The organism is Xenorhabdus vietnamensis, from assembly GCF_002127535.1.
Classification (GTDB): Bacteria; Pseudomonadota; Gammaproteobacteria; order Enterobacterales; family Enterobacteriaceae; genus Xenorhabdus; species Xenorhabdus vietnamensis.
Genome location: NZ_MUBJ01000007.1, coordinates 1 through 22,957, shown reverse-complemented (window position 1 = coordinate 22,957; position 22,957 = coordinate 1). Strand labels below are relative to the sequence as shown.

The 22,957-nt window shown below is 40.9% G+C and carries 19 protein-coding genes, 1 rRNA gene and 1 pseudogene; 6 read left to right on the top strand and 15 right to left on the bottom strand.

What is annotated here, in order from left to right; genetic code table 11:
• Positions 1–148 precede the first annotated feature (148 nt).
• The 3 genes from Xvie_RS26305 to Xvie_RS26295 all read right to left on the bottom strand — a co-directional run bounded on the left by Xvie_RS26305 (position 149) and on the right by Xvie_RS26295 (position 2,606).
• On the bottom strand, positions 149–1,165 hold the full coding sequence (locus Xvie_RS26305) for a PDDEXK family nuclease (protein ID WP_086108842.1): 1,017 nt from the start codon (positions 1,163–1,165) through the stop codon (positions 149–151).
• A complete protein-coding gene (locus tag Xvie_RS26300; RefSeq protein ID WP_208612539.1) occupies positions 1,166–1,321 on the bottom strand; it encodes a hypothetical protein in 156 nt (51 codons plus the stop codon).
• Positions 1,322–1,457: 136 nt separating this feature from the next.
• Positions 1,458–2,606, bottom strand: a complete 1,149-nt coding sequence (locus tag Xvie_RS26295) for a DUF1266 domain-containing protein (RefSeq protein ID WP_086108841.1) — start codon at positions 2,604–2,606, stop codon at positions 1,458–1,460.
• A 404-nt stretch (positions 2,607–3,010) separates the two neighbouring features.
• Here Xvie_RS26295 and zur point away from each other — a divergent pair, with 404 nt between their 5' ends.
• Positions 3,011–3,523, top strand: a complete 513-nt coding sequence (gene zur / locus Xvie_RS26290; RefSeq protein ID WP_086108840.1) for a zinc uptake transcriptional repressor Zur — start codon at positions 3,011–3,013, stop codon at positions 3,521–3,523.
• A gap of 154 nt (positions 3,524–3,677) precedes the next feature.
• Here zur and lexA read toward each other — a convergent pair whose 3' ends face one another.
• Both lexA and Xvie_RS26280 read right to left on the bottom strand, forming a co-directional pair.
• Positions 3,678–4,295, bottom strand: coding sequence for a transcriptional repressor LexA (lexA, locus tag Xvie_RS26285; RefSeq protein ID WP_086108839.1), 618 nt, complete (start codon positions 4,293–4,295; stop codon positions 3,678–3,680).
• Between the two features lie 119 nt (positions 4,296–4,414).
• Positions 4,415–4,786 carry a diacylglycerol kinase gene (locus Xvie_RS26280; protein WP_086108838.1) on the bottom strand — a complete coding sequence of 124 codons (372 nt, stop codon included), beginning with the start codon at positions 4,784–4,786 and terminating at the stop codon, positions 4,415–4,417.
• Between the two features lie 137 nt (positions 4,787–4,923).
• On the opposite strand from Xvie_RS26280, the gene plsB reads away from it, so the two are divergent.
• Positions 4,924–7,392: a glycerol-3-phosphate 1-O-acyltransferase PlsB gene (plsB, locus tag Xvie_RS26275; RefSeq protein ID WP_086108837.1), complete on the top strand. Its 2,469-nt coding sequence runs from the start codon at positions 4,924–4,926 to the stop codon at positions 7,390–7,392.
• 74 nt (positions 7,393–7,466) lie between these two features.
• On the opposite strand, the gene ubiA is transcribed toward plsB, so the two are convergent.
• The 3 genes from ubiA to pgi all read right to left on the bottom strand — a co-directional run bounded on the left by ubiA (position 7,467) and on the right by pgi (position 10,714).
• Positions 7,467–8,321, bottom strand: a complete 855-nt coding sequence (ubiA, locus tag Xvie_RS26270; protein WP_208612538.1) for a 4-hydroxybenzoate octaprenyltransferase — start codon at positions 8,319–8,321, stop codon at positions 7,467–7,469.
• Between the two features lie 13 nt (positions 8,322–8,334).
• Positions 8,335–8,883: a chorismate lyase gene (gene ubiC, locus Xvie_RS26265; RefSeq protein ID WP_086108835.1), complete on the bottom strand. Its 549-nt coding sequence runs from the start codon at positions 8,881–8,883 to the stop codon at positions 8,335–8,337.
• A gap of 184 nt (positions 8,884–9,067) precedes the next feature.
• Entirely contained in the window at positions 9,068–10,714 is a 1,647-nt protein-coding gene (gene pgi, locus Xvie_RS26260) for a glucose-6-phosphate isomerase (RefSeq protein ID WP_086108834.1), read from the bottom strand.
• Positions 10,715–10,993: 279 nt separating this feature from the next.
• On the opposite strand from pgi, the gene lysC reads away from it, so the two are divergent.
• Positions 10,994–12,367 carry a lysine-sensitive aspartokinase 3 gene (lysC, locus tag Xvie_RS26255; RefSeq protein WP_086108833.1) on the top strand — a complete coding sequence of 458 codons (1,374 nt, stop codon included), beginning with the start codon at positions 10,994–10,996 and terminating at the stop codon, positions 12,365–12,367.
• Positions 12,368–12,704: 337 nt separating this feature from the next.
• Here the strand turns inward: lysC and Xvie_RS26250 are convergent.
• Positions 12,705–13,451, bottom strand: a pseudogene (locus Xvie_RS26250) (SDR family oxidoreductase).
• A gap of 413 nt (positions 13,452–13,864) precedes the next feature.
• Between Xvie_RS26250 and iclR the strand changes: the two are divergent.
• The 3 genes from iclR to Xvie_RS26235 are packed head-to-tail and all read left to right on the top strand — an operon-like array spanning position 13,865 to position 15,605.
• Positions 13,865–14,695 carry a glyoxylate bypass operon transcriptional repressor IclR gene (iclR, locus tag Xvie_RS26245; RefSeq protein WP_086108832.1) on the top strand — a complete coding sequence of 277 codons (831 nt, stop codon included), beginning with the start codon at positions 13,865–13,867 and terminating at the stop codon, positions 14,693–14,695.
• 3 nt (positions 14,696–14,698) lie between these two features.
• Positions 14,699–14,917, top strand: coding sequence for a hypothetical protein (locus tag Xvie_RS26240; RefSeq protein ID WP_139838832.1), 219 nt, complete (start codon positions 14,699–14,701; stop codon positions 14,915–14,917).
• A gap of 46 nt (positions 14,918–14,963) precedes the next feature.
• A complete protein-coding gene (locus Xvie_RS26235; RefSeq protein WP_086108831.1) occupies positions 14,964–15,605 on the top strand; it encodes a bifunctional 4-hydroxy-2-oxoglutarate aldolase/2-dehydro-3-deoxy-phosphogluconate aldolase in 642 nt (213 codons plus the stop codon).
• Between the two features lie 150 nt (positions 15,606–15,755).
• On the opposite strand, the gene Xvie_RS26230 is transcribed toward Xvie_RS26235, so the two are convergent.
• From Xvie_RS26230 to rrf, 6 genes are all read right to left on the bottom strand, one after another.
• Positions 15,756–16,316, bottom strand: a complete 561-nt coding sequence (locus Xvie_RS26230; RefSeq protein ID WP_086108830.1) for a hypothetical protein — start codon at positions 16,314–16,316, stop codon at positions 15,756–15,758.
• 226 nt (positions 16,317–16,542) lie between these two features.
• Positions 16,543–18,303: a bifunctional isocitrate dehydrogenase kinase/phosphatase gene (gene aceK, locus Xvie_RS26225; RefSeq protein WP_086108829.1), complete on the bottom strand. Its 1,761-nt coding sequence runs from the start codon at positions 18,301–18,303 to the stop codon at positions 16,543–16,545.
• 82 nt (positions 18,304–18,385) lie between these two features.
• Complete coding sequence (gene aceA, locus Xvie_RS26220) at positions 18,386–19,693, bottom strand: isocitrate lyase (RefSeq protein WP_086108828.1); 1,308 nt, start codon at positions 19,691–19,693, stop codon at positions 18,386–18,388.
• A 58-nt stretch (positions 19,694–19,751) separates the two neighbouring features.
• The gene (gene aceB, locus Xvie_RS26215; RefSeq protein WP_422645944.1) at positions 19,752–21,347 is read right to left on the bottom strand and encodes a malate synthase A; all 1,596 of its coding nucleotides are present in this window, start codon (positions 21,345–21,347) and stop codon (positions 19,752–19,754) included.
• Positions 21,348–21,679: 332 nt separating this feature from the next.
• Complete coding sequence (gene metA, locus Xvie_RS26210; protein WP_086108827.1) at positions 21,680–22,609, bottom strand: homoserine O-acetyltransferase MetA; 930 nt, start codon at positions 22,607–22,609, stop codon at positions 21,680–21,682.
• Between the two features lie 238 nt (positions 22,610–22,847).
• A 5S ribosomal RNA gene (rrf, locus tag Xvie_RS26205) occupies positions 22,848–22,957 on the bottom strand; the annotation flags it as partial.

Sequence of the window (22,957 nt, the reverse complement as noted above, 5' to 3'; positions counted from 1 at the left end):
TCGTCGCTTTATATTCTGGTCTATTTCGGCTTATTCAGCCATTAGGAAATACTCAGGGGGAATACAAACTCCCCCAAATTATCCAAGGCGGGCGATTATACAGAGCGAGAAGGATCGCTTCAAACTCAACCAAAACTGAATATTTGTATTAGTCCCACTCAAAGCACAGTGCTGAGAATTTCTCTTGAACTTCATTGATAAATCGGTTTGTACTAGAAAAGCTCCAATTTCGAGCAATGTAGTATCCTTCACCTTGATAGCCAAACTCAGGTTCTAACTGAGTACGATACTTTTTGTATTTATCTCCAACTCCTTTAATTTCTTCATATTTTTTCAGTAACTGAAACGAACAAGTTTTATTATTTCGGAGATAATGAAAACCAGATTCATCAATTAGTTTATGATCCTCAAGTGCTTTAATTGTATAAAAACCAATGTCTGACTTATGAAATCCTTGCCGATAAAGTTTCCCATTGACATACAGATTAAGTGATGAGTGATTTTTTTCACTATTACGAGCAGCTCTTTTTTCTCGCTTTTTGGAACGTACCTCTATCTGGTAATCCATCTCTTCAGGAAGCGGGATAATTTGCTCAATATTCAATAAAAGTTTTTCGCTTACTCGAAAAGGTTGCAGGCGAACACAAGTTATGTCCATTCCTATATCATTCATCCACAAAACCGATGTCGTAATCTCTTTAGAAAAGTTACGAGCAGCTAAAACAATGCGTGTCTCTTTAGCAAAATTATCTTTTTGTGGAGAATCCCATGCCAAAAAATCTAACATCGAGCTTTCAGCATCAATATCCTGTCTTGCTTGACTCAAAAATTCCTTATAGGCACTAACGGCCTGTTCCCAAGTTAGATTCGAAACCATAGCTGCGTAACGAATCGCCTGAAGTTCCATGTGACCACCATCATCATCCCGCTTAAGTTCTATAACGACGAGATTGGCGGACTTATCAATACCAAGTAAGTCAAGACGACGATTGGAACCAACAAAATGACTATATTCTTCTGCGATCACTAACGTGTCAGGGCTAATGGCTTCAATTTGTGATTTTAAAAGACGCTGAATATCTTGTCGCTCCTTCAGTTTCTCCGTTTCAAATGAAGTCATCTCAACTTTTACTAGCGTATCTTGTGTTAACTCATATATTGCCACTTAAGTTCCCTTATACCCACTCAACATATCAAAAATTACCAGTGCAAATTGGCGCGTTTTTTCTGAGTCAGAGAGACGTTGTATCATTTGATTTTGGTGCGTTGCACTACTACTTAAAATTGCATCATCAATGGCTTGAGGAAAATCACCTAACATAGCCTATTCACATGTATTATTCGCTATTTAGCTCATGACAGTTTCGCTTTCAGTCAATTTGTCTCGAACGGTGAAAGCATGATTAATCATGTTTTTCCTTTTACTATATAGTGTAAATTCCTATCCCTGTAGGGTATTAGTGCAAAACTCGAATTTCAGTATGGCTACTATCCTCATCCATTATTTCATCATCGAGTGAATCTTCCATTTGATCTCGCAATATGGAATTAACTACATCAGCAAAACCGTCTTTCATATATTGTTCTATAAAAATGCCTTTCGCATTTAACCAAGGTAATTGGGCTATCGGCCAGTCACAATGTTCTTTGTAAAACAAAAATTCTTTCAGGCGCTCTTTCACAGTGTCAAAATCACGACTCCAATAAGCATTTCCTAGTCGGTAATTTGTGTGGAATTCATCAAAACTGCCAAAAATTTCATAAACATAATCGGCTGTTTTAAGTATATTTTTCCACGCTGTTTCTTCACTGATATAACCGGCAGAAAAACAGTTTCGACTCAGTACAATTGCTCGCCAAAGATCAAATCCCCAAAGTAAAGCGGGAGGACGTCCATCAATTGAACGAGAACATTGCTGTACATATTCAGGCTGTTCTTCAATCAAACTACCAAGCACCTTGAACATTTCTCCATCGGTAAAAACCGCATCAACCGCAAAACGTTCTGAATGCATCCCTGCCCATAATTCATGCAATATTTCCCAATAATCTTTTTCATTAAGAATGCCCCAACTTTTGTAAACTTCGGATTGATGAGGCTTTGCATCAGACAGAGGTAAAATACGATATTGATAATTATCGTGAGAAACACGGCTTTCCAAAGGGTAATGTTCTAATGTTTCTGTCCAAAATCCGTCGTAATAGCAGCTGACGATATGCAAGCGTAATGCCTGACGTTTTTCTTCCGACAAAACAGAACACTTTGCCTGTGAGTAATAGCTTTTTTGTTCAATAATAGGAAGGTTTTTGATGCGTTGGAGACTGCAAATGGAGAGATATATACCAAGTGAATTCAAACCAACCAAGCCAGCCCAGAGCAGATACCCCTCTGAAGATATATTAGGGGTATTAAAGATCAATACCGTTATTCCGAGCGATAATACACTCAGCAAAAGTGTTGCAACCCAAAGAATGGTTAAACCAACTGCCTGAATAGGCTTGAGGAATGCCACTCCTTTTCTTTCCTTGAGGATATTTTTGATTATCCGAAAACCATTAACAGGAAACCTTCTATTATTGGGGTGGTTTTGCAGTAATTCTTTCATTTTTAATCCATTAATCAAGTAAGCTGTATTTCAAATGTTTTTAATGCTGAAGTTTTGTCCTTTCCAAACGAAACAATTAGAATGCTATATTTAAAAAAATCACGATTTTAACTACCAATATAATTATCATGATAAACCAACTCAAACCTTCAGATATTATCCAATATTTCCAGTTTTATTTTCTCCGTTTTTTAGCCCATTTTATTGTTCTTATCCACGAATTACTTTTATTTCCAATCAACGTGTATTTGTAAATCAAGTGTCTCATAATGGCAAGATAACCACTCTTCTTTACAGGTATATTACATACCAGAAGAGAACTGAACATTATATGGATTCCACTCCCAACTCCAAAAAAATGGTAACATTAAAGTTATTAGCATCATGTAGGTGTGAGAGGTGTAATGAAAACTATCAATCAAAAAAAGTTACTGGCACAGGCTGAAGCAATCTGTCTGTCAAGAGGGGTTCGTTTGACACCTCAACGCCTTGAAATTCTTCGCTTAATTACAGAGCAACCTGGTGCAATAAGCGCTTATGATTTACTGGATTTATTGCGTGAAGTAGAACCACAAGCAAAGCCTCCAACGGTTTATCGTGGATTGGAGTTTCTACTGGAACAAGGTTTTATTCACAAAATAGAATCTACAAACAGTTATGTTCTTTGTCATCATTTTGAAGAACCCAGCCATACTTCGGCTATGTTTATCTGTGAAGTTTGTAATGCAGTAACCGAGAAAGATGCAAAAGATATTGAGTCCGCTATTCAGCAGTTAGCTCAAGGTACAGGGTTTCATTTGCGAAATAGCGTGATAGAAGTCCATGGTATATGTTCTTCCTGCTATGAGATTGAATCTTGCATGGAGCGTGATACATGCCAGCACAATCATTCAGTTGAAGAGAATAAAAAGAAATAAGAAAAGAACGATTGATGCCGGATTAGGCAATAAGGCGGTCATAACTGAATATAATCACATATTTTTCAATGTACCCGCTAAACTCAAGTTTAACGGGTACTGGGGAAGATGACCGCCCCAGAGAATGGCAAAGTACAATTATCTGTTTTTACAATCAGACCCAGTCCCCGTTACGAATAACGCCTACTGCCAACCCTTCAATAGTGAAACTCTGCTCGCTTAAATCGACAACAATTGGTTGAAATTCTGGATTCTCAGCAATCAACTCGATTTTGTTTCCTGTTTGCTTGAAGCGTTTTACTGTGACTTCATCTTCGATACGCGCCACGATGACTTGCCCATTATGAACATCCTGTGTTTTATGCACAGCCAGTAAATCCCCGTCCATAATGCCGATATCTTTCATAGACATCCCACTCACACGCAACAGAAAATCAGCACTTGGTTTGAATAATTCAGGATCAACCTTATAATGACTTTCAATGTGTTCCTGAGCTAATAGTGGTTCCCCAGCAGCAACACGACCGATCAGCGGCAATCCCGCACCTTCATCTTCCTCCTCAAGAAGCAAACGGATACCTCTGGATGCACCAGATATCATCTCTATCACCCCTTTACGCGCAAGTGCTTTTAAATGCTCTTCTGCTGCGTTAGGTGAACGAAAACCAAGACGTGCTGCAATTTCAGCTCGTGTTGGTGGCATACCCGTTTGCGAAATATGGTCACGCACCAAGTTATAAACTTGCTGCTGCCTAGCAGTTAATGCTTTCATTTCGCCCCCTGTTTGTTTATACAGTCCGACTGTGAGTATATACAGGTAAATTCGAATTGGGAACCTGTCAGCATGTAAAAGCAACTAAATAACGTGCTTTGATGAAAAAACACACCATCTCAACGCATGAAATATGACCAAAAGATCATTCCCCAGATAAACAGCGCCAGAAGTATGGTAAGCAATACTGCCGCAGACCCCATATCTTTCGCCCGACCCGATAATTCATGATATTCACTGCCAATACGATCCACTACCGCTTCTATAGCACTGTTGAGGATTTCGACAATAACTACAAGCATAACAGAGCCAACGAGAAGGAGCCTCTCGAATAAGCCAAAATCTAAAGAAAATGCAATGATGATCGCAAGTATGGCAGCAATTGTTTCCTGCCGAAATGCCGCTTCATTCTGCCATGCCGCCTTAATTCCTTTCGCTGAATACTCAGCCGCTTTAATGATGCGGATCAAACCTGTTGATTGATTTGCCATAAGAACTTTCTTCAGTGAACTTAATATTTGTATGTTTATATAACTTTTAGCTCTTATTATTGTCTTATTTCCACAGATCTCAAAATCTGTTTCTGGTATCCTTGCGACGCGTTGCTAACAAGAGGCTTAAAGCAGTTATGTCAGGCTGGCGTAAAATATACTATAAGTTATTGAATTTACCACTAAAATTATTAGTAAAAAGTAAACTAATCCCTACGGATCCCATTGCGGAGCTGCGTCTTGATACGACTCGGCCCATTTTGTACGTATTACCGTACTACTCAAAAACAGACTTATTGACCTTGCGTCAACAATGTCTGGCGCAAGATTTGCCGGATCCGTTGAATCCTTTGGAAATTGGTGACACACAGCTTCCCAGTTGTGTTTTTATCGATAACGGTCCCCGTGTGTTCCGTTGCTATGCTCCAAAATATGAATCTGTAAAGATTTTCCATTCTTACCTGGATTTGCATCGCAATAATCCTGATTTGAATATCCAGATGGTGCCTGTTTCTGTCATGTTTGGTCGTTCTCCAGGGCGCGAAGGGCAAGAAGGGAATACAGCTCCGCAATTACGTTTACTAAATGGCGTGCAAAAGTTTTTTGCAATCCTATGGCTTGGACGTGATAGTTTCGTGCGTTTCTCCACCCCTGTGTCTCTACGCCGTATGGCCGACGAACATGGTACGGATAATATCATCGCCAATAAACTTGCCCGTGTTGCACGGATACACTACTCCCGTCAACGTCTTGCGGCAGTTGGGCCTCGCTTGCCTGCCAGACAGGATCTGTTCAATAAGTTACTGGCATCAAAGGCAATAGAAAAAGCGATTGCTGATGAAGCACGCAGCAAAAAAATCTCTCCAGAAAAGGCAAAACAGAATGCCATCAATATGTTGGAAGAGGTTGCTGCGGATTTCTCCTATGAAACAGTACGCTTGACCGACCGAGTTTTGAGTTGGACATGGAACCGTTTGTATCAAGGTATCAATGTTCATAATGCCGAACGTGTTCGCCAGTTGGCGCAGGATGGCCATGAGCTGGTTTATGTACCATGCCACCGCAGCCATATGGACTATCTTTTACTCTCTTATGTGCTCTATCACCAAGGGCTGGTTCCACCGCACATTGCCGCGGGAATTAACCTGAATTTTTGGCCTGCCGGCCCGATATTCCGTCGTCTTGGCGCATTTTTCATCCGCCGTACGTTTAAAGGCAATAAGCTCTATTCAACCATCTTTCGTGAATATCTCGGTGAGCTGTTTGCCCGTGGTTATTCGGTTGAATACTTTGTCGAAGGGGGACGCTCCCGCACTGGTCGTTTGCTTGATCCAAAAACCGGAACTCTCTCTATGACATTGCAAGCGATGCTTCGAGGAGAATCTCGACCAATCACTATTGTGCCTATCTATATCGGATATGAACATGTGATGGAAGTGGCGACATATGCCAAAGAACTGCGTGGTGCAACCAAAGAAAAAGAAGGTTTTTTCCAGATGGTGCGGGGACTGCGCAAATTACGTAATCTGGGGCAGGGTTACGTGAACTTTGGTGAGCCGATCCCATTGATACAATACCTGAACCAACATGCTCCAGAATGGCGTGACTCCATTGACCCAATCGAATCCCAGCGTCCAACATGGCTGGCTCCAACAGTCAGTAAACTGGCTGACAATATTATGGTCAATATCAATAATGCTGCTGCGGCCAATGCTATCAATTTATGCACCACGGCATTATTATCATCACGCCAGAGAGCACTTACTCGCGAACAGCTTATTGAGCAGTTGGATTGCTATCTGCAATTACTGCGTAATGTGCCTTACACTAACGATATCACGGTGCCAAACAAAACAGCGGAAGAGTTGTTGGATCATGCTTTGCTGATGAATAAGTTCGAGGTCGAAAAAGATAGTCTAGGGGATATTATTATCCTGCCACGTGAAAGCGCGGTATTGATGACTTATTATCGCAACAATATCCAACACTTGTTGATCCTGCCATCCCTAATTGCCAGTATTGTTATGCATCACCGCCGCATTAGTCGCAGTGAGTTGCTCAGACAAGTAGCGTTGATTTATCCGCTGATCAAGCAAGAGCTTTTCATGCGTTATAGTAAAGAAACGCTCTCTGATGTCGTCAGTACTCTGGTTGATGAGCTGACGCATCAATGCCTTATCTGTAACAAAGAGCAAGAAATGCTGGTGCTGAATCCTGCACGCATTCGCCCATTGCAATTACTGGCGGCAGGTATCAGAGAAACGCTGCAACGTTATGCCATCACGCTTTCTTTGTTGAATGCCACACCTGAAATCAGCCGTGGTGTACTGGAAAAAGAGAGCCGGATGTTAGCTCAACGTCTGTCTGTACTACATGGTATCAATGCACCAGAGTTCTTTGACAAGGCGGTTTTTGCCAGCTCAGTCAATACGCTGCGCGAAGAAGGCTATATTCAAGACAGCGGCGACATAATTACTACCTGCGCTCAGGAACTATATCATGTATTAAGTGAGCTGATGTCACCTGAAATTCGTTTGACGATTGAAAGTGTCAGCATGCCACCAGAACAAAATGAACCTGCACAGGTAGTACAAGAGCAGCAATAACGACGTTAAGCTGGTCATGGAAAATAATAAATCAACGGGCGGTAATCCGCCCGTTATATCAAAGGTATATCATGCTAGACATAGCTGAAAAAGATACCGAGGAATAAAATTAAACCGACGTAGTTATTGTTCATAAATGCCTGAAAGCAGGATGATCTTTCCCGATCTGCAATCAATTTTTGTTGATAAACGAATAGTGCTGTTGCCAACAATATCGTCCAATAATATATCCCTTCCAGATTCACCATATTGCCAACCACAACCAAAAGGCCCAGCATGATGAATTGCAGAATACCAATAATCAATTTATCAAAGCGTCCAAAGAGCACAGCGGTCGATTTCACACCGATTTTCAGGTCATCATCACGATCCACCATGGCATACTGTGTATCATAAATCACAGACCATATGACATTAGCCAAAAATAACAGCCAGCATTCTAAAGGTAAGGACTCACTTACTGCGGCAAATGCCATAGGAATTGACCAGCCATAAGCGGCCCCCAGTACAACTTGTGGCAAATGGCTGACACGCTTGACGAAAGGGTAAGCCCACGCCAATGCTAAACCAACGACCGACAGTGCAATCGTCATTTTATTCAGTGTCAGCACCATCGCAAAAGAAATGAGTACCAGTGTGGCAAACAAGATTTTGCTTTCTTTTTCAGTGATGTCGCCACTAGGAAGAGGACGAGATTTTGTCCGCTCCACATACCCGTCAAATTTTCGGTCTGCAAAATCATTAATGCAACATCCCGCAGCACGCATGGAAAATACACCGATAGTAAAGACTAACAATACATGCAAATTCGGCATGCCTTTTGCGGCGATCCACAATGCCCAATATGTTGGCCATAACAATAATAACGCACCAATGGGTTTATCAATACGCATTAAACGACAATACGCACGCCATTTACTTTGCATCATGCTGGCCTCCAATCTATTTCTCCCTTTTTATTTTGTTTATTTTATATACAGGTGATTCAGGCAGAAAAACTTCCGTGAGCAACAATGGCTTACCCGATAATCTCAGTAAAGAACGTCGTACCCAACGATCTTCCTGCCGACCTATTTGAATATAATCTCGAGTTAGATTATTACCACTAAAAAGATAGCGTCCGAGCGGCGCTGTCCCCACATCAACCAATTGCCTATCCGGTCCAGTCAGTGTTTCTGTCGGAATAACGGTACGCCCCAACAACCAAGGGATGTTATCTCCATATAGAACAATTTCACGCAACCAATATTTTTCACTTAAAGGCAAGTGCTTACTTTCATCTCCTAACTCTTCCGCTGTGATAAAACACTCCCGAAAAGGGGTAACCGATACCTGCTGACAATATTGTTCAAAGCGGCACGTCATTGAGCCTACTTCCATCAGCCAATCTAAAATATCTTCGGGAAGGTCGGTCTCATCAGCCGATAACCAGTCAATAGAAGGTGAAATTAATATGTGGGGTGTTGAAGTTAATATAGTGTCATCTGCCATGTCATTTTCCCATTGCGGGGGTATATCAATTTCCCCGACAGCACAACGAATGGAGAGTGAGGATATCATGTTGCAGACTAATAAAATAAAAAGTTGATAACAAATTATGTAAATTATAAAAAAACTCCCCCCAATAACAATATTTATTGAGGGGAGTAGAGATCAAATAAGATGACGGTTCAGATTAGCGCCATTCTTTGAATCGGTTAATCAAACCATTTGTGGAGCTGTCATGGCTATTTACCACTTCTGCATCGTGCAGTTCAGGCAGAATACGGTTCGCTAATTGTTTACCCAGTTCTACGCCCCATTGATCAAATGAGAAAATATTCAGAATTGCGCCTTGAGCAAAGATTTTATGCTCATACATGGCAATTAACGCGCCCAAACTGAATGGCGTAATTTCGCGCAATAAAATGGAGTTGGTTGGACGGTTCCCTTCAAACACTTTGAATGGCACAACACTCGCCACATCTTGAGCATTTTTTCCTGCTTGCGCAAATTCATCTTCCACCTGAACCTGCGTTTTACCAAATGCCAACGCTTCAGTTTGCGCAAAGAAATTCGATAGTAGTTTGCTATGATGATCGCTAACTGGATTATGGCTAACTGCTGGAGCAATAAAATCACAAGGGATCAGCTTGGTTCCCTGATGGATAAGCTGATAGAAAGCATGCTGACCATTAGTGCCCGGTTCACCCCAGATAATCGGCCCTGTCTGGTAATTCACCGGATTGCCATTGCGATCGATGTACTTACCATTCGATTCCATGTTGCCTTGTTGGAAGTATGCAGCAAAACGGTGCATGTATTGATCATAAGGCAGAATCGCTTCAGTTTCCGCACCAAAGAAATTGTTGTACCAGATGCCGATCAGTGCTAGCAAAACAGGAATGTTCTGTTCAAAGGCGGTTTGCTCAAAGTGTTTATCCATCGCATGAGCACCGCTCAACAATTGTTCAAAATTTTCATAACCAATGGAAAGTGCGATGGATAAGCCAATTGCAGACCAGAGTGAATAACGTCCCCCGACCCAATCCCAAAACTCAAACATGTTTTGAGGATCAATACCAAATTTGCTGACTTCTTGTTCGTTGGTTGATAATGCCGCAAAATGTTTTGCAACATACGTTTCATCAACAGCACTTTGCAGGAACCAATGACGTGCAGAATGTGCATTGGTCATCGTTTCTTGCGTAGTAAAAGTCTTGGAAGCAATCAGGAACAAGGTTGTTTCTGGATTCAAGATTTTTAATGTTTCAGTGATGTGGGTTCCGTCAATATTGGAAACAAAATGCATATTCAGGTGATTTTTATATGCTTTCAATGCTTCTGTCACCATATAAGGGCCAAGATCAGAGCCACCAATTCCAATATTGACGACATCTGTAATGGCTTTGCCTGTATAGCCTTTCCACTCACCCCCAATAATGCGTTCACTGAATGATTTCATTTTCGCCAGCACTGCATTAACTTGCGGCATCACATCTTCCCCATCCACCATAATCGGGGTATTACTGCGATTGCGCAAAGCAATATGCAGTACAGCACGATCTTCAGTGCGATTGATTTTCTCACCAGAAAACATGCTGCGAATTGCACCGGTCAGCTCAGTTTCTTGCGCCAAAGTTTGTAACTTTGCCAATGTTTCCGCGGTAATGCGGTTTTTGGAATAATCCACCAGAATCTGTTGATCAAATGTCGCAGAAAATACCGTAAACCGTTCTTTGTCCTGTTCAAACAGTTCCCGCAAATGCACGTTCTTCATTTGCTCAAAATGTTGTTGCAATGCTTTCCAAGCTTCAGTCTGGCTAGGATTGATGTTTTTCATGAATAATACTCTCTATCAACTGTCAATAAACAATGCCAATAAACAAATAGGAATACACAGATTGTAACGGGTTAATTCTGTGATTGTTCTCCCTTTCCTTGTGATTGCTGATATTGGTCAAAATAGTCAGCAATTTCCAGCCCTAATTATTGAGATAGGCAAAAACGATAATTTCATTTCCATCATGAAATTTATTTATGTTTCATGGTCAAGCATTGACTCAATGCGCCTAACCCGATATTTCTAAAAGTCTATTCTCCGAACAAAAGGTTATCATCCATGTGTGCTGTTTCATCTCCTAAATCGCTGTATGTTGTAGCAAAATTCGGTGGCACTAGTGTGGCAGACTTTGATGCCATGAATAACTGCGCCGATATTATTTTGGCAAACGCAAATGTCCGTGTGGTCGTTCTGTCAGCGTCTGCTGGCGTGACCAATTTGCTGGTTGCATTGGCGGCTGGCTGCGATAGCGACAAGCGGGAGAATTACCTGAAACAGATCCGTGACATTCAATATGCCGTTATTGACCGATTGAGCGAAGTTGCGGTGATTCGCGAAGAAATTGATCGTCTGCTGGAAAATATTGAGATGCTATCGGAAGCAGCATCACTCGCAACCTCAGAAGCACTGACAGATGAATTGGTTAGCCACGGTGAAGTAATGTCTACTTTATTGTTTGTGGAGCTACTGCGCCAACGCAATACTGATGCCGAATGGTTTGATATCCGCCGGATCATGCGAACCAATGATAACTTTGGTCGGGCAGAGCCGGATACTCTTCAGCTCCATACTTTAGCGATGGAGCATCTTCATTCTCGCCTGAACAATACAATTGTTATCACTCAGGGTTTTATTGGCAGAGAAGAAAAAGGCCGCACAACTACACTGGGGCGGGGTGGCAGTGATTATACCGCAGCTTTGCTGGGTGAAGCTCTTGGCTTACAGCGCGTTGATATTTGGACTGATGTTCCGGGTATCTACACTACTGATCCACGGATTGTCCCTACGGCTAAGCGTATTGATAAAATTGCCTTTGATGAAGCGGCAGAAATGGCGACATTTGGTGCCAAAATCCTCCATCCCGCTACATTGTTACCTGCGGTTCGCTGCGGTATTCCAGTATTTGTCGGCTCCAGCAAAGATCCAAATACGGGCGGGACAGTAGTTTGTGATAAAACAGAAAATCCCCCGCTGTTTCGCGCATTAGCATTACGCCGCAAACAAACTTTGCTGACACTACATAGTCTGAAAATGCTCCATGCAAGGGGCTTTCTGGCGGAAGTCTTTACCCTACTGTCGCGTCATAATATTTCGGTGGATTTGATTACCACATCAGAAGTGAGCATCGCCCTGACGCTGGATACCACAGGTTCCACCAGCACTAATGGCAGCCTGCTGACCAATGCGTTGCTAACTGAGCTTGCTACGTTATGCCGTGTGGAAGTCGAAGAAGATATGGCGCTAGTTGCGATTATTGGCAATGAACTTTCACAGGCCAAAGGATTGGGAAAAGGGGTTTTTGGGGTGCTGGAATCATTTAATATTCGCATGATCAGCTGTGGTGCAAGCAGCCATAATATCTGTCTGCTCGTTCCCAGTAAAAATGCGGAGCAAGTGATTCAGACATTGCATCGGAGTTTATTTGAGGTATGACGAAATAAATTCACCATCACGCCAGAATCAGTTGCAATGACACATAACTCTGGTTTGCCTTCTTTATTTATCCCAAAGATTTAACCAAAGCACAGTATTAATGATTGAGCCGGGCATCAAGCCCGGCAATACCAATACAAAGATCCTGCATATAAATATCATTCATTACAAATGAATATCTAGATCCTTATGCGGTGTATAACCTATCTTTTCGTGCAATCATGGAGCATAAGTTTTTACTAGCATGATACGACGTAATTCGAGCACAAAAGACTTTGGAGGTGCAATCAGTACGAAAATACCCTGCCGCGATATTTTGTGGCATAGCTGCCATTCATTATTTTAAGTCCTCACGCGTCGGGCCTTGGAAATAAATTGCGTTCATATGGCAACTACGAGGTTGAGTAAGAACAAATCGTATGGTTTCCCATATTGAACGACCATTAAGTAATTATTGGCCCATTGTTTTATGGTCATCAAGTACCTCATCAAATCCATTGACTTCGAAATCAGGCGGATAAATTCCTGTTACACGGATATTGTCTTTGCTTAACTGATGGGAAATATTTTGGCAAAAACCACTCATGGCATGTTTGGCAGCAAAAAATGCCGGATGAGCAACAGATTGCGTAAAGTTCGGAATACCACAGACAGATACCATTGCAATAATATCGGCGCCTTGTGACTGACGCAGGCTCGGTAATAACGCTTTGGTCAGTAACATGGCCCCTGTCGCGCCTGAATTCACTGTACTGATAATATCGGCATCACTATCATCATCGCCCAGATGACCTTCTAGCCATTGTGCCGCACTCAATATCAGAATGTCGATAGGTTGGCTGTCTTGCAGTAATTGATTGGCAAAACTGCTCACTGATTGTGCATCACTGACATCACATAGGTAGCTTCTTGCAATGCCTCCTTCGCTGTGAATAATTTCACAGGTGGTTTCTGCACTCTCCAACTGACGCGCACAGAGATCGACATGAGCACCTTCACGTGCCAACCAGACAGAAATGGCTTGCCCAAAATCTCGGCCTCCACCTGTCACTACAACTCGCTTACCTTTCAGCCCGTTTAACATAGTGTTAGTTTTCCTTATATCAGTTATAAACCGGGATGAGGAACCGTCGCACTACCGGTTACATCTCCTTAATAAATCTCATTGATGATGTAATCTGCGGTATACCTCACCCATTCTTCTGAGGAAATATAATTTTGATGTTCATCTGGCAAGCATACAGGTAAGAAGACCTGAACAGTATTAACAATACCCAATACATTGACATCTATCACTCCAGCCCATTCTTTTATCCCACCAACAGCACTAAGCTATCTGAAGTTTTCGATGCAAAATCGGCTGAAAGAGAGCATCTAACACATCGGATGTGTTTTTCCCCTCTTTATCATCCATAATAAGAAAACGAAAATAAATTCCATTTTGTATCCATCGCAGCAACCATTGCTGCAAACAGACGATTATTCAGAGGGCATCTTATGAGCACAGCCGTTGCCAGCAAACGCACAAAAAAAACTAAAATAACGACAAACAGTGCCGCTGCAAGCGGTCAGGTTCAATCTTTAAGTCGAGGACTAACCCTTTTGGAATATATTTCCGATTCACTTGTCGGCGTTACCTTGACCGATCTGGCAATTCAAGCTGGCCTCCCTAATTCCACCACTCATCGTCTTCTGACTACCTTGCAGCAACATGGTTTTGTCCGCCAGATAGGTGATCTGGGATTATGGGTGATTGCTTCCCATGCTTTTGTGGTTGGCAGTAGTTTTCTGCAAAGCCGCAATCTGATGGTATTGGTTCATCCAATATTGCGTCAGTTAATGGAGGATTCTGGTGAAACCGTCAATCTTGCCATTCTTAATCTTGATGAATACGAAGCTGTAATTGTCGATCAAGTGCAATGCAATGCGTTGATGAGAATGTCTGCTCCCATCGGTGGAAAATTACCAATGCATGCTTCCGGAGCGGGCAAAGCACTACTTTCTACGTTATCTGAGCAAAAACGCCTCCAATTACTGCATAAGAAAGGAATGCGAGCTTATACACAACATACCTGTACCACCTCAGCAGCATTGACAGAAAATCTTGAACAGATCCGTAAGCAAGGATTTTCGTTTGATGATGAAGAACATGCGTTGGGATTACGCTGTATTGCTGCCTGTATTTATGATGAGCATCATGAAGCTTTTGCCGCTATTTCTATCTCTGGCCCGATATCACGCATCTCTGATGATCGAGTTACTGAACTCGGGGCCCTTGTTATGCGGGCTGCAAAAGCAGTTAGCCGGGAATACGGTGGAATTAAGTAATTTTTGACAAAACCCCATCTAAAAGCTGATTTGTTGACAAGCCGTTACGTTTCAGCTTTAAAAATTGAATGCGGTAATCAGGCTTATGGTTTTGCCGCCTGTCAGAATAATGAAAAAATCATATTGAAAAATATGGTGCATAATGACATCGCCATTATCACCTCTTACAACGATATGCTCTCCACTCACAAGCCTTATGTTGCATTACATTTTAATAAGTGAAGGATTTTAAATCCCTTGTGTTCTTAATTAACGAGAGAAACTGCTCATGAATAATTGGAAAACAACCGCAGAAAATATCCTGACCGACGGCCCAGTCGTCCCTGTCATTGTTATCAATGAAATTGAACATGCTGTTCCTTTGGCAAAGGCATTGGTTGCCGGTGGAATTCGTGTTTTGGAAGTGACATTAAGAACTGCATATGCGCTGGAAGCCATTCGTCTGATCGCTAAAGAAGTTCCCGAAGCAATTATCGGCGCAGGTACTGTTATTAATCCTGAACAATTGGCTGCTGTCACTGAAGCCGGTGCTCAATTTGTCATTAGCCCAGGATTGACTAATGAGCTGTTAAAAGCAGCAACTGCGGGTTCGATACCTCTTATTCCGGGGATCTCTACTGTTTCTGAATTAATGTTGGGGATGAGTTATGGCCTGAAATGCTTTAAATTCTTCCCCGCAGAAGCAAACGGTGGGGTTAAGGCACTGAAAGCCATCGCAGGCCCATTCCCGCAAATACGTTTCTGCCCGACGGGTGGTATTTCTCCTGAAAACTATCGTGATTATCTGGCATTAAATAGCGTTCTGTGTATTGGTGGCTCATGGCTTGTACCGGGTGATGCATTAAGCAAAGGTGATTATGCCCAGATTACAGAACTGGCACGCACTGCCATTGCAGATGCAAAAGCATAATTCCATTGTTTAAATATTTTTTACGCGGAAATTACGTAATCGCTAATTTCCGCGCTGAAAAATAAATAAATTCCATTTAAAAAGTCATTTAGATAATTGATAATGTGACTACAATTAATTTGTTAATAAAGCAATATTAAAAAATTACCATTAACTAATGGCTTTTGATAATGTCCATGTACCGCTGTTATTGTCTCGATTTGATAGCAACGAAGTATAAACTTTATATGCTGTTCCTTGATGATTTGAATGCCCACAGGTATCAAGAAACCCACCATGAACGTTGTTAAAGTTATTCAGTAAATGAATGATATTACCTTCGCGAACTTTTCCATCAAATTCATGAGTCGTATCTGAAAAAAGATGCCATATCGCGGTATCAAGAGCGTGTACGGGCCTGTCTGCGGTGTAAACATTATAAAGTTCAGGTGATGGAGCATTACCACTGACTCTCAGATATCCCCCATTATTCTGATAGAAATTCAATAGAAATATAGTATCACCACTGTAAACTTCTGAGCCTAAACTTTTACCTTCTGCGGATAAAATCTGCCATGAACCGGAGCCTGTATCACGATTCGGAGAAGCAGAAGTGAGGACATTATATTTTTCGCCTAGTGAAGTTGCATGCCCACAAGTGTCAAGGTAGCTGCCATTAGCATACATGTTTTTAATATGCAAAATATCACCGTATAAAATGATATTAGCCATTCCTTCCTCCCTAAGTATTATAAAAAATGAATGGGGATACTCCATTAATGTTTAATATTATAGTTATTAAATTACATAACTATATTTATTCAACCAAATTTCATCGCGACCCATCAGATCATATCATCGAAAATCAATAAATGAATAGCCAGTCATTTTTAAATAGCACTATGTCATCCCTATTATTTATCATTCAATAAAACATTATTTTTATCTATGATAGGCACTATATCGAACTTTTTATTTCATTTGCTTCACCATTGAATTCATTACGTTGGTTGAATCGCTGCCTACGTCGATAAGCAAAAACATCTTCGACATGTCCGTTATTAATGCGATTTTGCAATGCTCGCCAGTAATCTGCTTTGAATAGATCACTGTGACTCTCTTCGAAATAGCACCTGATACGCTTGTCAGTACATAAAAAATGCCGGAATTCTTCTGGAAAAACATCGTTACCAGCTACACTGTACCAAGGTTCACTAGCCAACTCATCTTCTGGATAACGTGGCGGAGGAATCTCTCGAAAGTTTACTTCTGTCATGTAACAAATTTCATCATAATCGTAGAAAATCACCCTTCCGTGACGTGTAACACCGAAGTTTTTAAACAACATATCACCCGGAAAAATATTCGCAGCCGCTAATTGCTTTATGGCATTTCCGTATTCTTCAATCACATCTTTCAATTGCGCTTCATTGACTCGTTCCATATAAATATTCAGCGGCATCATTTTACGTTCCATATAAAGATGCTTTATTAAAATCTTATCTCCCAAATCTTCTAATTTCTCTGATATCTCTTTTTGCAGTTCTTCCATTAACTCAAGACTGATATGACGCTTATCAATAACAAAGTTTTCAAATTCTTGTGTATCAGCCATTCTCCCAACGCGATCATGCTCTTTTACCAAACGGTAACACTCCTGAACACGCTCTTGAGAAACTTCTTTCTGTGGCGCAAATTTATCTTTAATAATTTTAAATACGCGATCGAATGAAGGAGAAGTAAAAACCAGCATCACCATGCCTTTCACGCCCGGTGCGATCGTAAACTGTTCCTGAGTAATATTAATGAATGTCAGATATTCACGGTAGTATTCTGTCTTACCATGCTTCTGACAACCTATTGCCATGTATAATTCTGCCGTAGATTTCGTAGGAAGAATTTCACGCAACCATTCAACTAAAGCCGCAGGCAGGGGGACATAAACCATAAAATAAGAGCGGGCAAAACCAAAAACAATGCTGGCATCATCGTGGCTGGTCAAGCAGGTATCAATAAAAATTCTTCCTGATTCATTGTGATGAATCGGCAACAAGAATGGATAAACGGTCGTTCCCATTCTGATTTTCCCCACCAGCCAGGCTGCTTTATTTCGGTAAAATAATTCATTAGCAATTTGGAATGTGGAGTGTAATAAATCACCTTCTGAAAATATATTCTGTAAATATTGCGTGATATAACCAATATCTCGATCTAAATCCTCCCATTTAAGACGTAATGGCAAATCATTTAAGATAGTTCGCAACATTAATGTGAGGTTATTATCAGGAAAAAAATCCCGTGATAATGGGCGAGAAATATGACGAAAACGGGAAGGTGGTTGAGAAGAAAAGATATATAAATTTTCTGGCTTCAAATTACGATGTTGAAAAAAACGACAGTAAACTGAATTAAAAAAACTTTCTGCAATTTCAAAACGTGGATAGTCAGGCAGTAAACGAGTATAAACAGCTTTGACTTCAGCAATGTAATCTTCATCATGTTGTAATGAAGTATGAATGTGCTTCAATTGTTCCACCACTAATCCAACATGATGATCGTAAAGGTTAATCCTCTTTTTCATAGCCAGCTGTACAGCATGCCAATCAGCCTGTTCAAAACGTTGCTGAGCACCTAAAGTGACTTCCAGAAATCGACCATATTGCGCATCAAATCCCTGCAAAATGGTTTGTGCAATTAAGTGTGCGAGATCTATTCCCATCTTTGGCCACCTTTATCCGACACGTAAAGGGGCATTCCTTTTGGAATCCCCTAATAATTCAGCCTCTATCAATATAATGAACTTAGAATTGTTGCTCTTCTGTCGATCCTGTCAGTGCGGTAACAGAAGAACCTTCTCCTTGAATAATAGTAGTCACTTTATCAAAATATCCCGTTCCTACTTCCTGCTGATGTGAAGAGAATGTATAACCACGCTCAAGGGCAGCGAATTCTTGCTCCTGAACTTTTTCAACATAATGTTTCATTCCTTCACCACGTGCATAATCGTAGGCCAAATCAAACATGTTAAACCACATGCTGTGTATGCCCGCTAATGTGATGAACTGGAATTTATATCCCATGGCAGATAACTGCTCTTGGAAATTGGCGATAGTTTTATCATCCAGATTCTTTTTCCAATTGAAAGAAGGTGAACAATTATAAGCCAACAATTTACCCGGATATTTTGCATGTATAGATTCAGCAAAAAGACGAGCCGCTTCAATATCCGGTGTAGAGGTTTCACACCAGACAACATCAGCGTAAGGAGCATAAGCCAGCCCACGGCTGATCGCTTGTTCAATGCCTGCACGTGTGCAATAGAAACCTTCGCTGGTTCGCTTGCCGGTAATGAACTCCTTATCATAAGGATCGCAATCAGATGTCAGTAGATCGGCTGCATCTGCGTCAGTGCGTGCAATCAACAAGGTTGGCACTCCAGATACATCGGCCGCCAGACGTGCAGCTACCAGCTTCTGAATAGCTTCCTGAGTCGGAACCAATACTTTGCCACCCATGTGCCCACATTTTTTCACCGCAGCCAGTTGGTCTTCAAAATGAACTGCGGCAGCACCAGCTTCAATCATCGCTTTCATCAGTTCAAATGCGTTGAGTACGCCACCAAATCCAGCTTCGGCATCTGCGACAATCGGCAAGAAATAATTAATATATTCCTGACTGCCTGAATCAATACCATTTGACCATTGGATCTGATCTGCACGACGAAAGCTGTTATTGATACGTTTGATCACGTTAGGAACAGAATCGACAGGATATAATGATTGATCTGGATACATACTAGATGCGCTATTTGCATCTGCTGCCACTTGCCAGCCGGAAAGGTAAATCGCCTCAATACCGGCTTTAGCCTGCTGAAGTGCCTGACCTCCTGTCAGTGCCCCAAGAGCATTCACATAGCCTTTTTTCGAGCTGCCATTCAGCAATGCCCACAACTTTTTTGCCCCTATTTGCGCCAAAGTGTGTTCAGGATTGATTGAACCGCGTAATTTAACGACATCTTCAGCATTGTACGGACGAGTAATACCTTTCCAACGTGGTTGTTGCCATTCTTGTTCCAATTGAGCAATTTGTTGTTTCCGGGAAATGGTCATGATGTTCTACTTCCTATTCTTAATTAATCGGATATTTCTGCCATTATTATTTTTTTAATTAGTCTAGTAACTGATAACCAGGTAGCGTCAGGAAATCTATCAAGTCGTCCTGAGTAGTAATTCTTTCCATCAAATTAGACGCTTCCATAAACCGCCCTTGATTAAAGCGTAGCTCACCCACTTCCTGTTTAATAACGTCCAGCTCTTCTTTCAACATTTCCCTGAACAGCTCTTTTGTCACTTTCTTGCCATTAGAAAGTGATTTTTCATGGCGAATCCATTGCCAAATAGAAGTACGGGAAATCTCCGCTGTAGCTGCGTCTTCCATCAAGCCATAAATCGGTACACATCCATTCCCAGAAATCCAAGCTTCTATATACTGGACTGCAACACGAATATTTGCGCGCATACCCTCTTCTGTTCTTTCTCCCGAACACGGTGCGAGCAATTGTTCAGCTGTAATCTCTTCATCTTCTTCACGCAAAACCGTCAATTGGTTTTGATGCTCTCCCAGCTTTGTGTCAAAAACTGTCATGGCAATATCTGCAAGCCCTGGATGTGCGACCCATGTCCCATCGTGACCATTATTTGCTTCCAGTTCTTTATCCGCTCTGACTTTGTCCACTACTTGCTGATTTTGCACAGGATCTTTACTAGGAATAAATGCCGACATTCCTCCCATCGCAAACGCACCACGTTTATGACAGGTTTTAATCAGCAAGCGAGAATAGGCATTCAAAAAAGGTTGTGTCATCGTCACTGATTGACGATCCGGTAAAATACAATCAGCATGGTTTTTCAATGTCTTGATATAACTGAAAATATAATCCCAGCGACCACAATTTAAACCAACGATGTGATGGCGTAAGTGATACAGAATTTCGTCCATCTGGAATACGGCGGGTAATGTTTCAATCAAAACCGTTGCTTTAATCGTGCCTTTTGGCAAATTAAAGCGTGACTCAGTAAAACTGAAAATATCACTCCACCATTGTGCTTCATAGTAGCTCTGTATTTTTGGCAGGTAAAAATAAGGCCCACTGCCTTTTTGCAGTAATTTCTTATAATTCAAGTAGAAATAGAGTGCAAAATCAAACAATCCCCCAGAAATTGGTTCATTCTTGTAGAGGACGTGTTTTTCCGACAAATGTAATCCCCTAACCCGAGCAATCAATACTGCGGGGTCTGCTTTCAACTCATAGCGTTTACCCTGCTCATTAGTGTATGAGATCGTGCCGTTGACAGCATCCCATAAGTTAATTTGCCCATTAATGACTTTATCCCATTCAGGCGCCAATGAGTCTTCAAAATCTGCCATAAATACTTTTACATTTGCATTTAGGGCGTTGATGACCATTTTACGTTCTACGGGGCCTGTTATTTCAACTCGACGATCTTTTAAGTCGTCAGGTATCCCTTGGATTTTCCAATTACCACTTCTAATGGAAGTGGTTTCTGAAATAAAATCAGGTAATAATCCGTTATCTATTTTTTTCTGCCAATGCACACGCTCATTTAATAATTTTGTACGTCTGTCAGAAAATTCGATGGTTAGATCTTCTAAAAATTCAATAGATTCAGAAGATAACACCTGATTTTCTTCCTCTCCAAAAGGCCTAACAAAGGTTAGTTTGGTTGTTGATACCTGCTGCATAATCTCCCCACTGTTTACTTTTAAACACTCATTCTCACTTTTAAACAATCACCTGATTAAGGTTAACCAATTAAAAAAATAAATCAAAACCCATTTCCATTATTTTTGAAATTTATAATTAACTAATAAAAATCAAATAATTAAAGATATTTAAAAGCAAAAAAAATGGGGAAATAAATTCTAAAAAACTACATTCATTAATATTAAGTTTTTGTTATGCATGAGAAATAATGGATGACTATTGAACAACAGTTATGAAAGGAAAATTAACAAAATGAGAAATGGCTCGCTTCAGCAATCTCTCATTTTTCTATCTAAAATTCAAATTGGACTCAATCTAAAGAAGGGTTCATAAAAGCCAGATCATATGGTGTAATTTGATAGACATAATAATTTAACCAATTTGAAAATAGTAAATGACCATGACTACGCCAGGCTGCAATAGGTTTATTCTCAGGATCGTTATTCAGAAAGTAATTGACAGGCAATTCCGGTTCTAAACCTGCGACACAATCACGCGTGTATTCTGCGGCTAATGTACCTACATCATATTCAGGATGCCCTGTCACAAATACTAATCTTTTGTCTTTACTGGCAAATAAATAGGCTCCTGCCTCTGCTGAACAGGCCAAAATATCTAAATCCGTATGTTCCCGAATTAGCCACTCAGGAAAATCAGCAAAACGCGAGTGAGGTGCAAAAAATGTTTCGTCAAATCCGCGTGTTAATAATGCCAAAGGATCTAAAGTTGAATGAGGATAAACACCTGATAGTTTATTTTTTCGGGTATGTTTAGGAAGATGGTAAAGAACTTTCAATGCAGCCTGAACCGCCCAGCAAACAAAAAGTGTCGAGGTAACATGTTTTTTTGCCCAAGCTACGACTCTTTCAACTTCGTCCCAATAAATTACATCTTCAAATTCAACAAGTCCCAAAGGGGCACCTGTTACTATTAAGCCATCGAAGTTTTGATCTTTTATTGAATCAAAATCACAATAAAAAGTATCTAAATGCTCAGCAGGGGTATTTTTACATTGGCGACTATCAATACGTAGTAATTGAATATCGATTTGAAGTGGTGTGTTAGATAATAGCCGAATAAACTGATTTTCTGTTTCTATTTTCTTTGGCATTAGGTTAAGTAACAATACCTTCAATGGACGAATATTCTGAATATTAGCCCGTGTTGACGTCATAACGAAGATGTTTTCATTGCGGAGAATGTTCACCGCAGGTAATTCATCTGGTACACGAATTGGCATTGCTCGAAACCTCAATCATTTTAGTTGAAAAATTTAGACTTCTAGATAGCTAAATTTAACCAAAAGGAAAGGTGGAAGTCGAGTAATTGAACTAAAAATGAAATTATTTCATTTTATTTTATGAAATAGAAAAGAGTAATAAAGAAGATAATTAAGAAGAATAAAGTAATAAGCTGATATGAAATCCCCAACACAAAAAAGCCCCCCGGGGACGGGAGGCTTTCCTGACGCATTGAATGTCTGGCAGTGCCCTACTCTCACATGGGGAGACCCCACACTACCATCGGCGCTACGGCGTTTCACTGCTGAGTTCGGCATGGGGTCAGGTGGGACCACCGCGCTATTGCC

Bases quoted from the DNA above. Each gene is read 5' to 3' on its own strand.
- Xvie_RS26300 (WP_208612539.1), bottom strand. From the start codon at position 1,321: ATGTTAGGTGATTTTCCTCAAGCCATTGATGATGCAATTTTAAGTAGT.
- Xvie_RS26295 (WP_086108841.1), bottom strand. From the start codon at position 2,606: ATGAAAGAATTACTGCAAAACCACCCCAATAATAGAAGGTTTCCTGTT.
- zur (WP_086108840.1), top strand. From the start codon at position 3,011: ATGAAAACTATCAATCAAAAAAAGTTACTGGCACAGGCTGAAGCAATC.
- lexA (WP_086108839.1), bottom strand. From the start codon at position 4,295: ATGAAAGCATTAACTGCTAGGCAGCAGCAAGTTTATAACTTGGTGCGT.
- Xvie_RS26280 (WP_086108838.1), bottom strand. From the start codon at position 4,786: ATGGCAAATCAATCAACAGGTTTGATCCGCATCATTAAAGCGGCTGAG.
- plsB (WP_086108837.1), top strand. From the start codon at position 4,924: ATGTCAGGCTGGCGTAAAATATACTATAAGTTATTGAATTTACCACTA.
- ubiA (WP_208612538.1), bottom strand. From the start codon at position 8,321: ATGATGCAAAGTAAATGGCGTGCGTATTGTCGTTTAATGCGTATTGAT.
- ubiC (WP_086108835.1), bottom strand. From the start codon at position 8,883: ATGGCAGATGACACTATATTAACTTCAACACCCCACATATTAATTTCA.
- pgi (WP_086108834.1), bottom strand. From the start codon at position 10,714: ATGAAAAACATCAATCCTAGCCAGACTGAAGCTTGGAAAGCATTGCAA.
- lysC (WP_086108833.1), top strand. From the start codon at position 10,994: ATGTGTGCTGTTTCATCTCCTAAATCGCTGTATGTTGTAGCAAAATTC.
- iclR (WP_086108832.1), top strand. From the start codon at position 13,865: ATGAGCACAGCCGTTGCCAGCAAACGCACAAAAAAAACTAAAATAACG.
- Xvie_RS26235 (WP_086108831.1), top strand. From the start codon at position 14,964: ATGAATAATTGGAAAACAACCGCAGAAAATATCCTGACCGACGGCCCA.
- Xvie_RS26230 (WP_086108830.1), bottom strand. From the start codon at position 16,316: ATGGCTAATATCATTTTATACGGTGATATTTTGCATATTAAAAACATG.
- aceK (WP_086108829.1), bottom strand. From the start codon at position 18,303: ATGGGAATAGATCTCGCACACTTAATTGCACAAACCATTTTGCAGGGA.
- aceA (WP_086108828.1), bottom strand. From the start codon at position 19,693: ATGACCATTTCCCGGAAACAACAAATTGCTCAATTGGAACAAGAATGG.
- aceB (WP_422645944.1), bottom strand. From the start codon at position 21,347: ATGCAGCAGGTATCAACAACCAAACTAACCTTTGTTAGGCCTTTTGGA.
- metA (WP_086108827.1), bottom strand. From the start codon at position 22,609: ATGCCAATTCGTGTACCAGATGAATTACCTGCGGTGAACATTCTCCGC.